This window comes from Salmonella sp. 2020_1459, from assembly GCF_043847915.1.
Lineage (GTDB): Bacteria > Pseudomonadota > Gammaproteobacteria > Enterobacterales > Enterobacteriaceae > Salmonella > Salmonella enterica.
On record NZ_JBCMFA010000003.1, the window covers coordinates 140,061 to 159,085 of the forward strand.

Below are 19,025 nucleotides of genomic sequence, written 5' to 3' on the forward strand. Positions count from 1 at the left end.
GTAAGCGATGTGTACGACTTGCGGTTGCGCTGAAGGCAACCTTTATATAGAAGGCGATGAACATAATCCGCACTCAGCGTTTCGTAGCGCGCCCTTTGCCCCAGCGGCCCGCCCGGCGCTGAATATTACCGGCATTAAAACGCCTGACTTTGCCCCAAGTCAGACCGCAGAAGGCGATCTGCATTACGGCCACGGCGAAGCCGGAACCCACGCGCCTGGTATGAGTCAGCGGCGGATGCTGGAGGTTGAAATCGACGTGCTGGACAAAAATAATCGTCTGGCTGAGCGCAACCGCGCCCGTTTCGCCGCCCGCCAGCAACTGGTGCTCAACCTGGTGTCCAGCCCCGGGTCCGGTAAAACCACCCTGCTGACTGAAACGCTAATGAAATTGAAAGACCGTGTACCGTGCGCGGTGATTGAAGGCGACCAGCAGACAGTGAACGACGCCGCCCGCATCCGCGCTACCGGCACGCCCGCCATTCAGGTCAACACCGGTAAAGGCTGCCATCTTGACGCGCAAATGATCGCCGACGCCGCGCCGCGCCTGCCGCTGGATGACCACGGTATTCTGTTTATCGAAAACGTCGGTAATCTCGTCTGCCCGGCCAGCTTCGATCTGGGCGAAAAGCATAAAGTCGCAGTGCTTTCCGTGACCGAAGGTGAAGATAAGCCGCTGAAGTATCCCCATATGTTTGCCGCTGCGTCGCTCATGCTGCTCAATAAAGTCGATCTGCTGCCCTACCTCAATTTTGACGTTGAGAAGTGCATCGCCAGCGCGCGTGAAGTGAACCCGGAGATTGAAATTATCCTGATTTCCGCCACCAGCGGCGAAGGCATGGATCAGTGGCTGGCCTGGCTGGAGGCGCAGCGATGTGCATAGGCGTTCCGGGTCAAATCCGCGCCATTGACGGCAATCAGGCAAAAGTTGACGTCTGCGGCATTCAGCGCGACGTCGATCTCACATTAGTCGGCAGTTGTGATGAAAACGGTCAGCCGCGTCTGGGTCAGTGGGTGCTGGTCCATGTCGGATTCGCCATGAGCGTCATTAACGAAGCGGAAGCGCGCGACACGCTCGACGCGCTACAAAATATGTTTGATGTTGAGCCGGACGTCGGCGCACTGCTGTATGGTGAGGAGAGATAATGCGTTTTGTTGACGAGTACCGTGCGCCGGAACAGGTAATGCAGCTCATTGAACACCTGCGTGAACGCGCCGCCCTTCTTCCTTACACTGCCGAACGACCGCTGCGCATTATGGAAGTCTGCGGGGGTCATACCCACGCGATTTTTAAATTTGGTCTCGATCAGTTACTGCCCGAAAACGTGGAGTTTATTCACGGCCCCGGTTGTCCGGTCTGCGTGCTGCCAATGGGACGCATCGACAGTTGCGTGGAAATCGCCAGCCATCCGGAGGTGATTTTCTGCACCTTTGGCGATGCCATGCGCGTGCCGGGGAAACAGGGTTCTCTGTTGCAGGCTAAAGCGCGCGGCGCGGATGTGCGTATTGTTTATTCTCCGATGGACGCGCTGAAGCTGGCGCAGGATAACCCGACCCGCAAAGTGGTATTTTTCGGGCTGGGCTTTGAAACCACCATGCCGACCACCGCCATCACGCTGCAGCAGGCAAAACAGCGTGACGTGCGAAACTTCTACTTTTTTTGCCAGCACATTACGCTGATCCCGACGCTGCGTAGCCTACTGGAACAGCCGGACAACGGCATTGACGCCTTTCTTGCGCCAGGCCACGTCAGCATGGTCATCGGCACCGAGGCGTACCAGTTTATCGCCGCCGATTTTAATCGCCCGCTGGTGGTGGCTGGATTCGAACCGCTTGATCTACTGCAAGGCGTGGTCATGCTGGTTGAGCAGAAAATAGCGGCCCTAAGCCAGGTTGAAAATCAATACCGTCGCGTGGTGCCGGATGCCGGAAACATGCTGGCGCAGCAGGCCATTGCCGATGTGTTCTGCGTTAATGGCGATAGCGAGTGGCGCGGTCTGGGCGTGATTGAATCCTCCGGCGTCCACCTGACGCCGGAGTATCAGCGCTTTGACGCCGAAGCGCATTTCCGCCCAGCGCCGCAGCAGGTCTATGACGATCCGCGCGCCCGCTGCGGCGAAGTGCTGACCGGCAGATGCAAGCCGCATCAGTGCCCGCTATTTGGTAAAACATGTAATCCAGAGACCGCGTTCGGCGCGCTGATGGTCTCTTCCGAAGGCGCATGCGCCGCCTGGTATCAGTATCGTCAGCAGGAGTGTGAAGTTTGAACAATATACAACTCGCCCACGGCAGCGGCGGCCAGGCTATGCAACAGTTGATTAATAGCCTGTTTATGGAGGCCTTTGCCAACCCGTGGCTGGCGGAACAAGAAGATCAGGCGCGTCTGGAGCTGGCGCAGCTGACGGCGGAGGGCGACCGTCTGGCGTTTTCTACCGATAGCTATGTGATCGATCCGCTCTTTTTCCCCGGCGGCAATATCGGCAAACTGGCGATTTGCGGTACGGCGAACGACGTTGCGGTGAGCGGCGCGATCCCCCGCTATCTCTCCTGCGGCTTTATCCTTGAAGAAGGGCTGCCGATGGAGACGTTAAAAAGCGTGGTCAATAGCATGGCGGCGACCGCGCGGGAAGCGGGTATCGCCATTGTAACCGGCGACACCAAAGTTGTGCAGCGCGGCGCGGCGGATAAATTGTTTATCAACACTGCCGGCATGGGGGCGATTCCCGCCGATATTCACTGGGGCGCGCAAACGCTGAGCGTTGGCGATGTGCTGTTAGTCAGCGGTACGCTTGGCGATCACGGTGCCACTATTCTCAACCTGCGTGAGCAACTGGGACTGGATGGCGAGCTGGCGAGCGACTGCGCAGTATTAACGCCGCTTATTCAGACGCTGCGTCATATTGACGGAGTGAAGGCATTGCGTGACGCCACGCGCGGCGGCGTGAATGCGGTCGCCCATGAGTTTGCGGCGTCCTGCGGTTACGGTATTGAATTGTCCGAATCCGCACTGCCGCTCAAACCTGCCGTGCGCGGCGTCTGCGAGCTGTTGGGGCTGGATGCCCTGAACTTTGCCAACGAAGGAAAACTGGTGATTGCCGTTGAACGGCAGGCCGCAGATCGGGCGTTGGCGGCATTACGCGCGCATCCGCTGGGACGTGATGCAGCGCTGATTGGCGAAGTCGTGGAACGCAAAGGCGTTCGCTTAGCCGGACTCTATGGCGTGAAGCGAACCCTTGATTTGCCACACGCCGAACCATTACCTCGTATATGCTAGCAGCCTGTTGGCAGCATACTGTAGGCCGGATAAGACGCATTTGCGTCGACATCCGGCATTAACGCTGCATGAACGCCTGATGGCGCTTTGCTTATCAGGCCTACGGAGTGTGTGACCAGCGAGTTTGCGGTCAGCCATCCGGCAATAACTTACGACTTATACCTATAATTCATTTACCGTTTTCGCACCGTTTTGCGGTATTTTCCTGGAAAAGCAACATGTCGTATACACCCATGAGCGATCTTGGACAGCAAGGCTTGTTCGATATCACTCGTACCTTATTGCAGCAGCCCGATTTGGCGTCGCTCAGTGAAGCGCTTTCGCAACTGGTAAAGCGTTCAGCGCTCGCCGACAGCGCCGGCATTGTGCTATGGCAGGCGCAGTCGCAACGCGCACAATATTATGCGACGCGAGAAAATGGCCGTCCTGTTGAATATGAAGATGAAACCGTACTGGCGCACGGCCCGGTACGTCGCATCCTTTCTCGCCCCGATGCATTGCACTGTAATTTCCATGAGTTTACCGAAACCTGGCCGCAGCTTGCCGCGAGCGGCCTCTACCCTGAATTTGGTCATTACTGTCTGCTTCCTTTAGCCGCGGAGGGCCGTATTTTCGGCGGCTGCGAATTCATCCGTCAGGAAGATCGCCCCTGGAGTGAAAAGGAATATGACCGTCTGCATACGTTTACCCAAATTGTCGGCGTGGTCGCCGAGCAAATTCAAAACCGAGTAAACAATAATGTCGATTATGATCTGTTGTGCCGCGAACGCGATAACTTCCGTATTCTGGTTGCGATCACCAACGCCGTCCTGTCGCGTCTGGATATTGATGAGCTGGTAAGCGAAGTCGCAAAAGAGATCCACCACTATTTCAATATCGACGCGATCAGCATCGTGTTGCGCAGCCATCGCAAAAATAAGCTGAATATCTACTCCACCCACTACCTTGATGAGCATCATCCGGCGCACGAACAGAGCGAAGTCGACGAAGCCGGCACGCTCACGGAGCGCGTCTTTAAAAGTAAAGAGATGCTGCTTATCAACCTCAACGAACGCGATCCGCTTGCTCCCTACGAACGCATGCTGTTCGATACCTGGGGCAATCAGATCCAGACGCTTTGCCTGCTGCCGTTGATGTCCGGCAAGACGATGCTTGGCGTGCTCAAACTGGCCCAGTGCGAAGAAAAAGTGTTTACCACCGCCAACCTCAAGCTGCTGCGTCAGATTGCCGAACGAGTAGCCATTGCCGTGGATAATGCGCTGGCCTATCAGGAAATCCACCGACTGAAGGAACGCCTGGTCGACGAAAACCTGGCGCTCACGGAGCAGCTTAATAACGTCGACAGCGAGTTTGGCGAGATCATCGGGCGCAGCGAAGCGATGTACAACGTGCTAAAGCAGGTTGAGATGGTGGCGCAGAGCGACAGTACCGTGCTGATTCTGGGCGAAACGGGAACCGGTAAAGAGTTGATTGCCCGCGCCATTCACAACCTGAGCGGACGTAGCGGGCGCAGGATGGTAAAGATGAACTGCGCCGCGATGCCGGCGGGGCTGCTGGAAAGCGATTTGTTTGGTCATGAGCGCGGCGCGTTTACCGGCGCCAGCGCGCAGCGGATTGGCCGTTTCGAGCTGGCGGATAAAAGCTCGCTGTTTCTGGATGAAGTGGGCGACATGCCGCTGGAGCTACAGCCTAAGCTGCTGCGCGTCCTTCAGGAGCAAGAGTTTGAACGTCTCGGCAGCAATAAACTGATCCAGACCGACGTGCGGCTGATCGCCGCGACTAACCGCGATCTGAAAAAAATGGTCGCCGATCGCGAATTCCGTAACGATCTCTACTATCGGCTAAATGTTTTTCCGATCCAGCTTCCTCCGTTGCGCGAACGTCCGGAAGATATTCCACTACTGGTCAAAGCGTTCACTTTCAAAATCGCCCGCCGAATGGGGCGTAATATCGACAGCATTCCCGCCGAAACGCTGCGCACGCTTAGCAGCATGGAATGGCCGGGGAACGTTCGCGAGCTGGAGAATGTCGTCGAGCGCGCCGTGCTGCTGACGCGCGGCAATGTGCTACAACTGTCGCTGCCGGATATTACCGCCGTAACGCCCGATACCTCGCCTGTTGCGACTGAAAGCGCCAAAGAAGGCGAAGATGAATATCAGCTTATTATACGCGTGCTGAAAGAGACCAATGGCGTAGTGGCTGGACCAAAAGGCGCGGCGCAGCGTCTGGGGCTTAAACGAACCACCCTGCTGTCGCGTATGAAGCGATTGGGTATTGATAAAGACGCGTTAGCGTAACGGGTTGCCGGATCTGATCCGGCCTGGAGATGATGCGCGCCGTAGGCCTGGCGCTTCCCCTTCACTTCTTGCGCTGATATTTTTCCGGCAATTCCGGAACGGGGCGCTTATCGTCGATAAGGTGCCGCACGGTCAGGACAGGATGCCGCCAAAGCATTCGCGGACCTGCCCAACGCATAATCTGCTTCATCTCCTCGCGTTTAGCCGGCTGATAGCAGTGCACCGGGCACTGCTTACAGGCAGGTTTTTCCTCGCCAAATACGCATTTATCAAGACGTTTTTGCGCGTAGGCGAACAGCGCGTCGTAATGCCCCTGCACCGCTGACGCCTGTGGGCACTGGCTTTCATACAGCGCGATCATTTTTTTGATCGTCAGTTTTTCACGAGCGATACGTTTACCAGGCATCGTGCTCTCTCCGAACATTAAGGTGCATTTATTTTACACCTTATCCCTCTTTAGCACTATCACTGCATATCGTCGTCATTTCGCAAATAAGAATTATTTTCATTTATTCATGCCTTGTGCTATATAACATAGCAAAGGCTATATTCGATGATTAATTAACCACATTGTTGCGAGGGATACTATGACGAATCTACATCGTCTGAAAACACTCCTGATTGCCGGTATTGTCGCGATACTCGCGCTATCGCCAGCCTATGCAAAAGAAAAATTTAAAGTCATCACCACGTTTACCGTTATTGCCGACATGGCGAAAAACGTGGCGGGCGACGCAGCGGAAGTCAGCTCGATTACCAAGCCCGGCGCTGAAATCCATGAGTATCAGCCAACGCCCGGCGATATTAAACGAGCGCAGGGGGCACAGCTTATCCTCGCGAATGGTCTGAACCTGGAGCGATGGTTCGCCCGCTTTTATCAGCACCTTTCCGGCGTACCGGAAGTCGTCGTCTCCACCGGCGTCAAACCGATGGGCATTACCGAAGGCCCGTATAACGGTAAACCGAACCCGCACGCCTGGATGTCGGCAGAAAACGCGCTGATTTATGTCGATAACATTCGCGACGCCCTGGTGAAGTACGATCCGGATAATGCGCAGATCTATAAGCAAAATGCCGAACGCTATAAAGCGAAAATTCGCCAGATGGCCGATCCGTTGCGTGCCGAGCTGGAAAAAATTCCCGCCGATCAGCGCTGGCTGGTCACCAGTGAAGGCGCGTTCTCTTACCTGGCGCGCGATAACGACATGAAAGAGCTTTATCTCTGGCCAATTAACGCCGATCAACAGGGGACGCCAAAACAGGTGCGTAAAGTGATTGATACCATTAAAAAGCACCATATTCCCGCAATCTTTAGCGAGAGTACGGTTTCCGATAAACCGGCCCGTCAGGTCGCGCGTGAATCCGGCGCGCATTATGGCGGCGTGCTGTATGTCGATTCTCTGAGCGCCGCTGACGGCCCTGTGCCAACCTATCTGGATCTGCTGCGCGTCACGACCGAAACCATCGTCAACGGCATTAACGACGGACTGAGGAGTCAACAATGAGTCAATCTGCGATTACCGTTGATCAGGTCACGGTGACGTATCGCAACGGTCATACCGCCCTACGGGACGCCACTTTTCAGGTGCCTGGCGGTTCAATCGCCGCGCTGGTAGGCGTAAATGGTTCCGGTAAGTCTACGTTATTTAAAGCGTTAATGGGCTTTGTGCATCTTGCGCAGGGCGATATCACTATCCTGCAACAGTCAGTCAACAAGGCGCTGAAAAAAAACCTCATTGCTTATGTTCCGCAATCGGAAGAAGTGGACTGGTCATTTCCGGTGCTGGTAGAAGATGTGGTGATGATGGGACGCTACGGCCATATGGGCTGGCTACGCCGTCCCACTGCGTATGATCACGCCTGTGTTGACGCCGCGCTGGCGCGGGTAGATATGCAGGAGTATCGTCACAGGCAGATTGGCGAGCTGTCCGGCGGGCAGAAAAAACGTGTGTTTCTTGCCAGGGCCATCGCTCAGGATGGACAGGTAATCCTGCTGGATGAACCTTTTACCGGCGTGGATGTAAAAACCGAAGCGCGAATCATCGATCTACTGCGGGAACTGCGCGATGAAGGCCGCACGATGCTGGTCTCAACGCATAATCTCGGCTCCGTCACCGAGTTTTGCGACTATACGGTAATGATTAAAGGAACCGTACTGGCCAGCGGCCCTACCGAAACCACGTTTACCGCCGCGAATCTGGAACAGGCGTTTAGCGGCGTTCTACGTCATATCGCGTTAAGCGGAGGTGAAGAGCACATCATCACCGATGACGAGCGCCCCTTTATTTCCCGGCGCGTGGCCAGCGGAGGAAAATCGTCATGAACTGGCTTGTTGAGCCATTTGGCTACCAGTATATGCTCAACGCGATGTGGGTCTCCGCGATGGTGGGCGGTCTGTGCGCGTTTCTCTCCTGCTATTTGATGCTCAAAGGCTGGTCGCTCATTGGCGATGCGCTATCTCACTCTATTGTGCCTGGCGTCGCTGGCGCCTGGATGTTAGGGCTGCCCTTCTCGCTCGGCGCGTTTCTTTCCGGCGGACTGGCGGCAGGCAGTATGCTCTTTCTTAACCAACGCTCACGCCTGAAAGAAGACGCGATTATCGGGCTTATCTTCTCCTCTTTTTTTGGCGTCGGCCTTTTTATGGTGTCGCTCAATCCGATGTCGGTGAATATCCAGACGATTATTCTCGGCAACGTGCTGGCGATCGCGCCAGCGGATATTGCGCAACTGGCGATTATCGGCGCAGTCTCGCTGACGATTCTGCTGTTAAAGTGGAAAGATCTGATGGTCGTCTTTTTCGATGAGACCCATGCGCGTTCTATCGGGCTTAATCCGGGTCGACTAAAATTGTTGTTTTTCACTCTATTGTCCGTCTCTACCGTGGCGGCCCTGCAAACCGTTGGGGCGTTCCTGGTGATCTGTCTCGTCGTCACGCCGGGCGCGACGGCCTGGTTACTCACCGACCGTTTTCCACGTCTGCTCATGATTGCCGTCGTGATTGGCAGCCTGACCAGTTTTCTGGGCGCATGGCTTAGCTACTGGCTGGATGGCGCCACTGGCGGAATTATTGTCGTCATGCAAACCTTACTGTTCATCACGGCCTTTATTTTCGCCCCGAAACACGGTCTGTTAGCCAACCGTCGACGCGCCCGCCTGCAGAAGGAGCCGACATGTTCTTAACAACGTTACTGGAACCCTTTCAGTTTGATTTTATGGTGAACGCCCTTATGGTTTCGGTCATTGTGGCGATTCCCTGCGCCTTGCTGTCCGTGTTTTTAGTGTTAAAAGGCTGGGCGTTAATGGGCGACGCAATGAGTCATGCGGTATTCCCCGGGGTCGTGCTGGCATATATTGTGGGGATCCCCCTGGCAATTGGCGCTTTCATTGCCGGATTATTTTGCGCTATCGCCACCGGCTATCTGGACGATAACAGCCGCATCAAACGTGATACGGTGATGGGCATCGTCTTTTCCGGGATGTTTGGCGCAGGTCTGGTGCTCTATGTTTCTATTCAATCGGAAGTGCATCTGGATCACATCCTGTTTGGGGATATGCTGGGCGTATCGCTGGGGGATATTGTACAAACGTCAGTTATTGCACTGGGTATTGCGTTAATCATTGGGCTGAAATGGAAAGATCTCCTGCTACACGCTTTTGACCCGCACCAGGCGAAAGCCAGCGGGCTGAATACCACGCTACTGCATTATGGCCTGCTATGTATGATTGCGCTGACTATCGTCGCCACGCTGAAATCGGTGGGTATTATTCTGTCGATTTCATTGCTTATCGCCCCCGGCGCAATTGCCATTTTGCTGACGCGACGCTTTGCGCGCGCGCTGGGATTAGCGGTGAGTCTGTCAGTTATTACCGCTTTTGCGGGCGTCTATCTGTCTTTTTATCTTGATAGCGCGCCAGCGCCGACCATCGTGGTATTATTTGCCATCGTGTTTATTGCGGTATTTATTTACGCAACATGGCGCGACAGGCGTAATGAAATCGTACCAGAGGCGCAAGGTTAACACTTTTTGCCTGCTATTCAGGAAACATACGGTCATAATATAGAGTAGTCTTATGGCGCTGGAAGGATTTCCTCTGGCAGGCAACCTTATAATTTCATTACGATTTAAGTAAAGACTTATATTCAGCTATCCTTTTTTTATGAGCGGATATAGAGAGTTTTTTATCGTTTAGCATAACGGCATTGTTATCGAATCGCTCATAAAGCGTTTCATTCTTTTTGTTTACTATACTGCTTCCCGCCGCCGGATTGGCCTCCACATATTCATTTAATCGTTGTACGCCTTGAGTATGTTTGTAAAAACTCACCGGCAGATAACGGTCTGCTTTATCGGACGGGAGAAAAGGTTCTTCACCACACAGACGTTCACAAATATTATCTTCATGAATTTTTACTAAGTTCATAAATTCAAGCTGAAGTTTTTTGGCGAGCGCCAGGCTAAAAATACCGCATTCAGAAGAGCTTCGTTGAATGTCCAGCTCGACCATAGCAAAATAACAATCAGGCAATTGTTCACGTTCAAGAGCTGCTTTGGTCCTCAACGCCAGTAAAGCAGGTCCAAAAGCGCTACACGCTGCTGGTTCGAACAAAATCACCGATGTCTTTCCGTCCATAACTCTAAAATCGACGACTGAAATATGGATACCTGAACTTCCCATATTTACGAGAAATCGGGCAGATTCAACGCCTTCCATTCTGGTCTCCTTTATAGAGGAAACAAGCTCATGGACTGACATAACAAATTTAAGATTTAACTCTGGATACTTCTTATTGGCCTGTGCAACAAGAAAAGGCATCATTTCGAGATCGGTTTCCTCGTAACTGATATGAATCCAGCTGCCATCTATAATTTCACTTTCCAGACGCTCAACAATACAGGTCAATGCTTCGGTGTTTAGCTCCCCGCTGACGTCAGGCTGAGGCGATAAACTCGCCCCCATATTACGAGCCGTAGGACTTAGCATACTTTTCCCTCCACATGATAGCTCCTGCACCGAAAATATCATCTTTAACTTTTCAGATTCAATATATTGCCTGCAAAAACATGCCTCAATGATTGAGCCAGGCTACCAGCCACCTCCGGATGATTATATATAAGAATTACTACTCAAAAAATCTTTTTTATAATAAAAGCTCAACACATGGTCATAAATGATAAAAAATATTTTAATTCATTCCTACCGCAATCGGTAACGCGCAATTATCGTCAGGTACAGCAGGGTTATGTGCAAAAGCAGTGCGCTGTAAATGCGCGTCTAGTTTCAGTCCCCGGAACAGCGATAGCGGTGAAGAGTCCATCCCCAAACGATACATAACCTTCTTACGATAAATACTGACGGTTTTTGTTCCCAGACCAAATTTTTTCGCCAGTTCAATTGCCGGATGTCCGGAGGATAATAATATCAGCAGCGCATATTTCGCCTGCGTGACACCGGGAGGTAGATTCCACCAGGCGTATTGATTGATATTAAACAATACCTCTTCCGGCGTCTCGCCGGCATTAAAAGCATACGTAGCAGCCACGGTTTTCTTTTGTGGCCTGTGGCAGAAACGCAGCCAGGCTTCCGGAAGACGGAGCTTCTCTCGCTCCGAGCGGATAGCGCAGGATAGTTCGTCTTTTAAAACATAATCCATAACGCCAAAATATTGCAGCACACAGCGATCGATATAATACAAGCGATCTGCCACTACCAAAACTTTACGGTTCTGCAACCGCGTCAGCAACGCATGAAAAAGATAAACATGCTCATGCGGGTTCAAAGCTAAAATCAGCCCGGCGTCCGGCATATCGGATAGAGAATGCAAAAGTGCGGTTAATGAGTTACACGTTTTAACGCACTTTTCCGGATATTTTTGCTTAAAAATAGACTGAAGGGCATAACAATTAGTCCAGTTAATACCGTATATAATTACATTTCTCATTTATTTATCCTTTTTTGAAAACTGACCACAGCTTCGGTAATGATTTTTCTTCCTGGGCGACTACTGCGCAAGTAGATAACGCCTTCTTACTACAAAGGTAATAAGACCAGATACGTTATTACATGCGCAATGTCGTTACCGAAATGAATTCCTTTTACAAATCTGATAATGATTAAATTTGCTGTTTTACTTTACTGTAATCTCTTAGAGTACAACGATTGCCCGGCGCCTGGTGGCCATGTATGTCTGACAATGAACGCTTTCGATTCCCTTTCATTAACTACATATCACTGGTGTAGCGATACTGAAATATACACTACGATTAAAAAAATATTTGGTATCTGTAACGCAAACAGATAGTAACGTTTAAAATAATTTCACAAATCAATGGTTCATTGTACGCATAAAGCTAAGCGGTGTAATCTTAAAATGCCGTTTAAAAATAGCGATAAAATAAGAAGGCGTATCATAGCCACACATCGTCGCGACTTGTGAAATATTTCCAGCCCCCATACGTAATAATTTTATAGCCTGATTCATACGAGCATCCAGGTATATTTTGCTAAAACTCACCTCTTCAGCGGCCAGTTTTCGCTTCAGACTTGATACGCTCATAAACAGCTTTCCTGCCACCTCAGCCTGTGACCATTTGCGGGTGAGATCGCTGATAATAATGTTATAAACTTTCTCTTTTGTCGTAATTTTTATTGCTCGCTCAAGGAAATCAAACCCACCGGGCTTACGTACAAATGCCGATATAAGATACATCAATGAGAAATATGAATAATCATGATCATCAATACTCACATTACTACAAACCCGTGGACATGCCACACCATGCAAAATAGAGTCAAAAGTATCACTCATCCCTGGCAACAAGTCCGCATGAAAAAAATACTTTGGTTTCGTTTTTAATGATAGCTCTCGATCATTATAGTTTCTTGTACTGTAAAAAACTTTGTAGAATTTTTGCATTAAGTCATAGGAAACTTCCAGTGAAGAAAAATCAATATGCCCTTCTATTTCGCTCATACTAAGCGTGATTGTTTGATCTTTTTCCAATAAAAATAAACACGGCGCAGATTGTTCGATGAACTCCCCAAATTCGTTTTCAATTCGCAAACTGCCTTTATTAAGTTTAAACAATAAGCAGTTTGCGACATAATAGTCTCTTACGTCAGCTAATCCATTTATTAATGGAAATTTGTTCGGCTGTTGAAGGTGATTATTGCTAATGGCCTCAACTGATTTATTCATTGAAGGCAATACCATATTTTATCCTGTGTGCTATAAGGAACTCAAAATCGTTATATTCTTATAAACAAATAATTAAAACTCACAGAGATGATTTAAATCCGATTTTTTTATTATTATAGCCAATAATTACATTCCAACGCGCGTTCATTTCGTCACAAAAAGATACCCTTACAAACTTTATGCACAATTTTGTAATGAAAGCTTACAATATTAATATAATCATTTCAGAATAAAACGGCTGGCAGACATCTTAATAATCCATATACATCAATAAGATAGACACACTGGCATGGTGCATTTTCTGCATTATTTGCTGATATATACACCATACCTTATCACAAATCGCCAGCAATGGGGGTTCACCAGTCAATTGCCTCTTTGTTTTCCCCGCCCGATAAAATAATCTCCTGCATCCAGGAGGTCATTTGTGACTGTGCGTTCATTGTACCAACTAATACCCCGTTTAAAGCCTCATATAAATGGGTGCCCGGTTCAACTTTTGCTAACATGTTTTGTAGCATAGCCGTTTGCTGCTCAAAAGAAACAAAAGCCGAATCACCACTGTTAGGATCTTTGAAGGCATTCATCTCTTGATAAATGCTATCTTTAAGCGTTTCAGAAGAGGCTGACTCAGGAAGCGCCAAAAGTCGTTGGTAGAATGCATCATAAAGATCAACGTCGCCGCCATTGCTTAAAGGCGCGCTATCCACATTATTCAGCATAGCGGCCCTGGCACTCAACGAAACCACACCCGTCGCTTCAGTATCTGCTGTCGGGACCAAATAAGAAGTCGGAATCGTACCCGGTATCACCTTATAACCTCCGCTTGCGTTTTTGTCTTCCATTCATCAATAAGTGCGTTAATGGCGTTATCAGAAATTGTCCGGCAGTCTTGTGGAAGTTCATCAAGATGATGCTTAATGACGCCTACTGCCGTTTCAACAAATTGTTCAGGTGAAAATTCTGCGATCTGATCGCCGCAACTCATGATAAAGCGCTGTTCCTGATGATATTTAAGATTAAAAGTGCCTGGCCAGTTCTCCATAAGCAACACCATCAGTTTTTGGTGATCTTTTTTCGCATTAACTGGCAGTGTTAAAAAAAGTTGCCCCTCAGGCTTATCGAAATCCCTTAGCCACTCATCCAGGACGGTTAAAAGCGTTTCGGGATGGTCGACCGCAGCTGAAAATAACTCGCGGGCATAAATCTGTATTTTTTCCATCCACTTCCAGGCCATTGTCTGATTATCAGTAAGATAAGCGGCGACCTGCTGTAACGCGTCTATCATTCCCTGCTCGTAACCTTCCTGATAGGCGTACATCCGCAAGGTCTTTGCCTCTTCTTCCGCCTCTCGCAAAATACGCTTAGCCCGTTGATGCGCCTGCTGTTCTAATCTTTCAATAGAGAAATAACGTTCCAGCGTTTTACGCTTTATCAGTATCCCCTCAACAGGCGAAAGCGGGGACGGTATTGGGATATTTTTGAGCATATTGTAAGGCCAGTAGCAAAATTGACATTTCTACAGCATCCTGCTTCAATGCCTCCTCAATAAATGGAGGAAAAAGCAAAGGAAAACGCTGTGCTAAAGATTCAGGTAAAAATTCATTTAGGGCATTTAACTGTGCATACCCGACGCTAAGTAAAAACCGGTGATTCGGCGCCTTATTGCAGACAGATAAACTTGTTCCCTGATGCATTGCCAAAAATGCTTGCGCCCAATCCGGCAGGCCAAGCAAGGCTCCCTGCCTTGCCAGATCGGCTCTCAGTTTATGGCAACCGAGTAAATACGCTACTTGCGGCAGTCGGCGCCACTGACGCAGCCACAGCTGCGTCAGTGAGTTTTGAATACACTCCTTTTCTCCGTTCTTAAGCCGCCATGCCGCCAGTATTAACTCATTTGCCGCCGCCCTGGCGGCGGGTCTGACAATCATTTCCGGCGCTATCTGCAACCGCTGAGGATGGATATACGATAACGGATCAAAAATGATTCTTTGCCAGATAATGGGTAATGGCTGCCTATTCATTTGACGATTTCGCCTTATCATCAGCCGTTATGCCTTTCTTATTGCGGGCATAATGGTTTTTGTAATACCAGACGCCAAAGCCTGCTGACATCACGGATAACAAAATAATCAACACAATCCAACTGGTTGCAAAAGAATTACGTTTTACTGGTGTGCCGGGAGCCTGTAATTGGGCATCAGAACGTTCTGACAACACAACAGAAATGTTGTCATAATCCACATCGGCAAAACTATTCTTTAAGAAACGCTTGATATCGCTGATCTGATGCGCAAGCGGCGAACCTCGTTCATATACGGCTAATGCCGACAGATGAACAGGTTTTGGCGGGCGGCCATTTTCACCAGCATCAATATCATAACTAATATGGACCCTGGCGGAGAGCACGCCCTCCATCGTCTGTAATGACTGTTCCAGTCGCTGTTCAATAGCCGAATATAACCTGGCCTTTTCAGCTCGCGGAGACGATACCAGCGAATCCGCCGGGAACATCTGCGCTATTTCCACCCGTGGCCGGGGAGGAAGCTGATAAGTTTTAATCCAGTACACCGCAGCGGTAAAATCAGGCTCAGCAACGGTAATGCTATAGCCCAATTTTCCGCTATCAATTTTATTCGCCTCTATATTGTGCATTTGCAGAACGGCAATGACCTCATTAGCCTGTTCCTGGTCCAGTCCTTTTAAAAGATCCTTATCTTTACAGCCGGCAAGGGTCATTACCAGCAGAAAAGTATATAGATATCGACGAATCATGAGCGTAATAGCGTTTCAACAGCCCCGACTCCTTTACGAGTAAGGGTACTGACCATAGAAACATACAGGTTATAATCTGAAATCATCTCTTGCGAAATAGCCAGCTCTTTAGGATCCGTCACCAGATTAGGGTCCTCAATCCTGTTGGTAATCGTCTGTTTATCCACAGCCGTGGCAATCGCCGAACCAGAAAAAGCCTGGAGTAGCCGGTCATCCAGCGAGACAATGTCCGTTTCCATAGACCTGATATTGACCGCCTGCCCTATAACGGCATTCTCAGGGACAATAGTTGCAATCGACATAATCCACCTTATAACTGATTAACGGAAGTTCTGAATAATGGCAGCATCAATATCCTTAAAGACTTTTACCGTGTTCGATTGCGCGTTACGGTACAAGTTATATTCCGAGAGCTTACTCTGATACGCCGCCAGTAGCGCCGGATCGGAGGGTTTTGCTGCTAATTTATCCAGCGCCTCTGTTACCTGCGTTTGTAGATTATCAACGCCCGTATCAAATTTTGCTGAGACGTCATCCAGATAGCCTGACCAAGGTGTTGCCATAATGACTTCCTTATTTGCGTTAAATTAAAGTGGGCTTGGGAAATACCAATGGCCTGGGCTCATTTTGATATAACCTTCCGCCCCGTACTGAAATGAGCGCCCCTTGAGCCAGTCATCTTTTAATTCGATCGCAAACTGCACATAGCGTCCTCCCCATGTGCGGTAATAGCTATCGACAAATTGACGGGCTCTGAGTATTTCTACATCATCGAGCGCCCCCTGAATAACAAACGTTACGCCCCCCTTATGATTCCTGCGGGAATAAGGTAACGCCTGCTGTTTTAGCCCCGCTTCCGCCTGGCCTGCTGCGGTAACATCGTCCATCAACGTGATGTTAACCGAATCCGCGTAAGGCATTAGCGCTCTCAGCTTTTGACTTAACACCTCGAGCTCTTTCTTGCTCATCGTGTTTCGCTGGCGGCTTAGCCAGAAAACGGGTTTACGCGGCTCATCGAAATGAAGCCGATAATAAGCAAGCTGCGGATAATAGGTATCCAGCCAGGTAGAGATACGCTTATTTTCTTCGTTTTCGTTAATCACTCGCGCATTTTTATCATAATCGCCCCTCGCTAAAACCTGACGAGCCCACAGCGTATCTCTTTCATTTTGCGCAGCGACATAGAGCATTTTGTCCCGTCCTGGCAACACCTGAAAACGCTCCTTCTCCTGCCCCAATAACGAATCGAGCTCTGCGGCCTGCCGCTGCGGCGAGTTAAGTATCCATAACGTCCCCACAGTCCCAATTCCCAATATAAAAAACCCGGCCAGTGCGGCTACAATTCCGTTTTTAAAACGCGGCTCGTTCTTTTTTGCAGACGTTTCTAACTTCTCAGGCTGCTCGGGCACCCACGGCTCGCTTTCCGGGCGAATCAGGATAAGCAATTCACCGACCTGTATTGGCGTATTTAATTGCACCGAACGAGATTCAGAATTTCCTTCTTTCAGCTCATGGAGTATAATTTCGGTCGCATCCGTATCCACCTGGATTTCAAAATTTACTCCGCCATGGTCCAGCGGGATAAAAAAGCTATCGGCAGGTATATCAGGGAGTTGACCTGAAGCAGTGAGCGCATCACTCTGACCTACCACAAAGAGTGTTCGGCCTGTCAGCAATGGAAACTCACAGCCGTTCAGTGAGCTGTTAAGTAATCGAACTATGTATGGCCCTGGGCTTGTTATCGTCTTCTCTTTTGATGTTTCCATATATACTGTTAGCGATGTCTGTCGTTCTCGATAGCAGCAGATTACCGCACAGGACACAGGGATTCCTGATGAAAATAGAATGAAAAGTGAGAAATAAAATCAATTTATTCTGTATAATGCGTCTCAACACATATTAAAAGAACCATCATCCCCATTGGGGCTTAAACTACTGTAGATAAATTACCCAAATTTGGGTTCTTTTGGTGTAACAATCAGACCATTGCCAACACACGCTAATAAAGAGCATTTACAACTCAGATTTTTTCAGTAGGATACCAGTAAGGAACATTAAAATAACATCAACAAAGGGATAATATGGAAAATGTAACCTTTGTAAGTAATAGTCATCAGCGTCCTGCCGCAGATAACTTACAGAAATTAAAATCACTTTTGACAAATACCCGGCAGCAAATTAAAAGTCAGACTCAGCAGGTTACCATCAAAAATCTTTATGTAAGCAGTTTCACTTTAGTTTGCTTTCGGAGCGGTAAACTGACGATTAGCAATAATCACGATACGATTTACTGTGACGAACCTGGGATGTTGGTGCTCAAAAAAGAGCAGGTAGTTAACGTGACGCTTGAAGAGGTCAATGGCCACATGGATTTCGATATACTCGAGATACCGACGCAACGACTTGGCGCTCTCTATGCACTTATCCCAAACGAGCAGCAAACCAAAATGGCGGTACCCACAGAGAAAGCGCAGAAAATCATCTATACGCCTGACTTTCCTGCCAGAAGAGAGGTATTTGAACATCTGAAAACGGCGTTCTCCTGTACGAAGGATACAAGCAAAGGTTGCAGTAACTGTAACAACAAGAGTTGTATTGAAAATGAAGAGTTAATTCCTTATTTTCTGCTGTTCCTGCTTACTGCTTTTCTCCGACTCCCGGAGAGTTATGAGATCATCCTTAGCTCGGCTCAGATAACGTTAAAGGAGCGCGTTTACAACATTATATCTTCGTCACCCAGTAGACAGTGGAAGCTTACGGATGTTGCCGATCATATATTTATGAGTACGTCAACGCTCAAACGGAAACTTGCAGAAGAAGGTACCAGCTTTAGCGACATCTACTTATCGGCAAGAATGAATCAGGCAGCAAAACTTTTACGCATAGGCAACCATAATGTTAATGCTGTAGCATTAAAATGTGGTTATGATAGCACGTCCTACTTCATTCAATGTTTCAAAAAATATTTTAAAACTACGCCATCGACATTCATAAAAATGGCGAACCATTAACATTTTTTGTATCTGCCACTCAAGTAAAGATTTTTATTAAAATTGTAATAATTTAAAATTCAGACTGCGCATTAACACGCTCTATCAGGATGGGAGTCTATTCAATATCATTGTTCTGTCCGGAAGACAGCTTATACTGATATCTCTGGTAATTTAAAGTAAGGCTGATTATATAACACGATTTTTGTGAACTTGTCATCGCTATGATGACTGGTAAAACGATATTGCCTTATTCACAGCGTAAGAATTCGTCCAGATGACACTATCTCCTTCCGGCTTTAACCCTGTGGATTAAGGCCGGCATTTTATTCATATTTATACATCATCCGTTCCCTCTGAGAACTATTTGCCTGAACGGTCTATACCGAAACAGTCACGCTTGTTAGCTTTCTGCCAGGCATACCTCCTCTCTTCCTCCTGATATCGATATAATGCCTGGGGCCAGCCTGAGGATGATACTGCTCATAAACCCC

At 49.0% G+C, this 19,025-nt stretch carries 21 protein-coding genes; 10 read left to right on the top strand and 11 right to left on the bottom strand.

The window, feature by feature from the left end:
* The first annotated feature begins 7 nt into the window (after positions 1-7).
* The 5 genes from hypB (at position 8) to flhA (ending at position 5,568) form a co-directional block, all read left to right on the top strand.
* A complete protein-coding gene (gene hypB, locus ACH0VJ_RS09140) occupies positions 8-880 on the top strand; it encodes a hydrogenase nickel incorporation protein HypB (protein ID WP_000337636.1) in 873 nt (290 codons plus the stop codon).
* Positions 871-1,143 carry a hydrogenase 3 maturation protein HypC gene (gene hypC, locus ACH0VJ_RS09145; protein ID WP_000334871.1) on the top strand — a complete coding sequence of 91 codons (273 nt, stop codon included), beginning with the start codon at positions 871-873 and terminating at the stop codon, positions 1,141-1,143. Before hypB ends, hypC begins: the two co-directional genes overlap by 10 nt.
* Positions 1,143-2,264, top strand: a complete 1,122-nt coding sequence (gene hypD, locus ACH0VJ_RS09150; protein ID WP_001212962.1) for a hydrogenase formation protein HypD — start codon at positions 1,143-1,145, stop codon at positions 2,262-2,264. Before hypC ends, hypD begins: the two co-directional genes overlap by 1 nt.
* Positions 2,261-3,271: a hydrogenase expression/formation protein HypE gene (gene hypE, locus ACH0VJ_RS09155; RefSeq protein WP_001059959.1), complete on the top strand. Its 1,011-nt coding sequence runs from the start codon at positions 2,261-2,263 to the stop codon at positions 3,269-3,271. The genes hypD and hypE overlap by 4 nt, the downstream gene beginning before the upstream one ends.
* Before the next feature lie 218 nt (positions 3,272-3,489).
* Complete coding sequence (gene flhA, locus ACH0VJ_RS09160) at positions 3,490-5,568, top strand: formate hydrogenlyase transcriptional activator FlhA (protein WP_000122692.1); 2,079 nt, start codon at positions 3,490-3,492, stop codon at positions 5,566-5,568.
* Positions 5,569-5,629: 61 nt separating this feature from the next.
* On the opposite strand, the gene ACH0VJ_RS09165 is transcribed toward flhA, so the two are convergent.
* Positions 5,630-5,974, bottom strand: a complete 345-nt coding sequence (locus ACH0VJ_RS09165; protein WP_001117938.1) for a nitrous oxide-stimulated promoter family protein — start codon at positions 5,972-5,974, stop codon at positions 5,630-5,632.
* 181 nt (positions 5,975-6,155) lie between these two features.
* Here ACH0VJ_RS09165 and sitA point away from each other — a divergent pair, with 181 nt between their 5' ends.
* Genes sitA through sitD form a run of 4 tightly spaced genes read left to right on the top strand, consistent with a single transcriptional unit; the run spans position 6,156 to position 9,587 of the window.
* Positions 6,156-7,073: an iron/manganese ABC transporter substrate-binding protein SitA gene (gene sitA, locus ACH0VJ_RS09170; RefSeq protein ID WP_000182930.1), complete on the top strand. Its 918-nt coding sequence runs from the start codon at positions 6,156-6,158 to the stop codon at positions 7,071-7,073.
* Complete coding sequence (sitB, locus tag ACH0VJ_RS09175) at positions 7,070-7,891, top strand: iron/manganese ABC transporter ATP-binding protein SitB (RefSeq protein ID WP_000083158.1); 822 nt, start codon at positions 7,070-7,072, stop codon at positions 7,889-7,891. The genes sitA and sitB overlap by 4 nt, the downstream gene beginning before the upstream one ends.
* Positions 7,888-8,748, top strand: coding sequence for an iron/manganese ABC transporter permease subunit SitC (gene sitC, locus ACH0VJ_RS09180; protein ID WP_001104336.1), 861 nt, complete (start codon positions 7,888-7,890; stop codon positions 8,746-8,748). Before sitB ends, sitC begins: the two co-directional genes overlap by 4 nt.
* Positions 8,739-9,587 carry an iron/manganese ABC transporter permease subunit SitD gene (sitD, locus tag ACH0VJ_RS09185; RefSeq protein ID WP_000480209.1) on the top strand — a complete coding sequence of 283 codons (849 nt, stop codon included), beginning with the start codon at positions 8,739-8,741 and terminating at the stop codon, positions 9,585-9,587. The genes sitC and sitD overlap by 10 nt, the downstream gene beginning before the upstream one ends.
* A 97-nt stretch (positions 9,588-9,684) precedes the next feature.
* Here sitD and avrA read toward each other — a convergent pair whose 3' ends face one another.
* From avrA to prgH, 10 genes are all read right to left on the bottom strand, one after another.
* A complete protein-coding gene (gene avrA / locus ACH0VJ_RS09190; RefSeq protein WP_077907574.1) occupies positions 9,685-10,593 on the bottom strand; it encodes a type III secretion system YopJ family effector AvrA in 909 nt (302 codons plus the stop codon).
* 160 nt (positions 10,594-10,753) lie between these two features.
* Positions 10,754-11,509 (bottom strand): transcriptional regulator SprB, encoded by a 756-nt coding sequence (sprB, locus tag ACH0VJ_RS09195; protein ID WP_001246659.1) that lies wholly within the window; start codon positions 11,507-11,509, stop codon positions 10,754-10,756.
* A gap of 384 nt (positions 11,510-11,893) precedes the next feature.
* Positions 11,894-12,781, bottom strand: a complete 888-nt coding sequence (gene hilC / locus ACH0VJ_RS09200) for an invasion transcriptional regulator HilC (protein ID WP_000243998.1) — start codon at positions 12,779-12,781, stop codon at positions 11,894-11,896.
* Between the two features lie 344 nt (positions 12,782-13,125).
* A complete protein-coding gene (locus ACH0VJ_RS09205) occupies positions 13,126-13,578 on the bottom strand; it encodes a type III secretion system effector protein OrgC (RefSeq protein WP_000612179.1) in 453 nt (150 codons plus the stop codon).
* Positions 13,575-14,255, bottom strand: coding sequence for a type III secretion system linker protein OrgB (gene orgB, locus ACH0VJ_RS09210; RefSeq protein WP_000916654.1), 681 nt, complete (start codon positions 14,253-14,255; stop codon positions 13,575-13,577). Before orgB ends, ACH0VJ_RS09205 begins: the two co-directional genes overlap by 4 nt.
* Positions 14,212-14,811 carry an oxygen-regulated invasion protein OrgA gene (gene orgA, locus ACH0VJ_RS09215; RefSeq protein WP_001574876.1) on the bottom strand — a complete coding sequence of 200 codons (600 nt, stop codon included), beginning with the start codon at positions 14,809-14,811 and terminating at the stop codon, positions 14,212-14,214. Before orgA ends, orgB begins: the two co-directional genes overlap by 44 nt.
* Positions 14,783-15,541 carry a type III secretion system inner membrane ring lipoprotein PrgK gene (gene prgK / locus ACH0VJ_RS09220; protein ID WP_000621238.1) on the bottom strand — a complete coding sequence of 253 codons (759 nt, stop codon included), beginning with the start codon at positions 15,539-15,541 and terminating at the stop codon, positions 14,783-14,785. Before prgK ends, orgA begins: the two co-directional genes overlap by 29 nt.
* Entirely contained in the window at positions 15,538-15,843 is a 306-nt protein-coding gene (gene prgJ / locus ACH0VJ_RS09225; protein WP_000020431.1) for a type III secretion system inner rod protein PrgJ, read from the bottom strand. Before prgJ ends, prgK begins: the two co-directional genes overlap by 4 nt.
* 18 nt (positions 15,844-15,861) lie before the next feature.
* Positions 15,862-16,104 (bottom strand): type III secretion system needle filament protein PrgI, encoded by a 243-nt coding sequence (gene prgI, locus ACH0VJ_RS09230; RefSeq protein WP_000235228.1) that lies wholly within the window; start codon positions 16,102-16,104, stop codon positions 15,862-15,864.
* A 24-nt stretch (positions 16,105-16,128) separates the two neighbouring features.
* The gene (gene prgH / locus ACH0VJ_RS09235) at positions 16,129-17,307 is read right to left on the bottom strand and encodes a type III secretion system inner membrane ring protein PrgH (RefSeq protein WP_000450196.1); all 1,179 of its coding nucleotides are present in this window, start codon (positions 17,305-17,307) and stop codon (positions 16,129-16,131) included.
* Between the two features lie 315 nt (positions 17,308-17,622).
* On the opposite strand from prgH, the gene hilD reads away from it, so the two are divergent.
* Positions 17,623-18,552 (top strand): transcriptional regulator HilD, encoded by a 930-nt coding sequence (gene hilD, locus ACH0VJ_RS09240; protein ID WP_000432700.1) that lies wholly within the window; start codon positions 17,623-17,625, stop codon positions 18,550-18,552.
* The last annotated feature ends 473 nt before the right edge of the window (positions 18,553-19,025 follow it).

Coding starts and splice junctions, on each gene's coding strand:
- hypC (WP_000334871.1), top strand. CDS start 871: ATGTGCATAGGCGTTCCGGGTCAAATCCGCGCCATTGACGGCAATCAG.
- prgH (WP_000450196.1), bottom strand. CDS start 17,307: ATGGAAACATCAAAAGAGAAGACGATAACAAGCCCAGGGCCATACATA.
- sitD (WP_000480209.1), top strand. CDS start 8,739: ATGTTCTTAACAACGTTACTGGAACCCTTTCAGTTTGATTTTATGGTG.
- orgA (WP_001574876.1), bottom strand. CDS start 14,811: ATGATAAGGCGAAATCGTCAAATGAATAGGCAGCCATTACCCATTATC.
- hilC (WP_000243998.1), bottom strand. CDS start 12,781: ATGGTATTGCCTTCAATGAATAAATCAGTTGAGGCCATTAGCAATAAT.
- orgB (WP_000916654.1), bottom strand. CDS start 14,255: ATGCTCAAAAATATCCCAATACCGTCCCCGCTTTCGCCTGTTGAGGGG.
- sprB (WP_001246659.1), bottom strand. CDS start 11,509: ATGAGAAATGTAATTATATACGGTATTAACTGGACTAATTGTTATGCC.
- prgK (WP_000621238.1), bottom strand. CDS start 15,541: ATGATTCGTCGATATCTATATACTTTTCTGCTGGTAATGACCCTTGCC.
- sitA (WP_000182930.1), top strand. CDS start 6,156: ATGACGAATCTACATCGTCTGAAAACACTCCTGATTGCCGGTATTGTC.
- hypD (WP_001212962.1), top strand. CDS start 1,143: ATGCGTTTTGTTGACGAGTACCGTGCGCCGGAACAGGTAATGCAGCTC.
- prgJ (WP_000020431.1), bottom strand. CDS start 15,843: ATGTCGATTGCAACTATTGTCCCTGAGAATGCCGTTATAGGGCAGGCG.
- hypB (WP_000337636.1), top strand. CDS start 8: ATGTGTACGACTTGCGGTTGCGCTGAAGGCAACCTTTATATAGAAGGC.
- flhA (WP_000122692.1), top strand. CDS start 3,490: ATGTCGTATACACCCATGAGCGATCTTGGACAGCAAGGCTTGTTCGAT.
- avrA (WP_077907574.1), bottom strand. CDS start 10,593: ATGATATTTTCGGTGCAGGAGCTATCATGTGGAGGGAAAAGTATGCTA.
- sitB (WP_000083158.1), top strand. CDS start 7,070: ATGAGTCAATCTGCGATTACCGTTGATCAGGTCACGGTGACGTATCGC.
- prgI (WP_000235228.1), bottom strand. CDS start 16,104: ATGGCAACACCTTGGTCAGGCTATCTGGATGACGTCTCAGCAAAATTT.
- sitC (WP_001104336.1), top strand. CDS start 7,888: ATGAACTGGCTTGTTGAGCCATTTGGCTACCAGTATATGCTCAACGCG.
- ACH0VJ_RS09165 (WP_001117938.1), bottom strand. CDS start 5,974: ATGCCTGGTAAACGTATCGCTCGTGAAAAACTGACGATCAAAAAAATG.
- hilD (WP_000432700.1), top strand. CDS start 17,623: ATGGAAAATGTAACCTTTGTAAGTAATAGTCATCAGCGTCCTGCCGCA.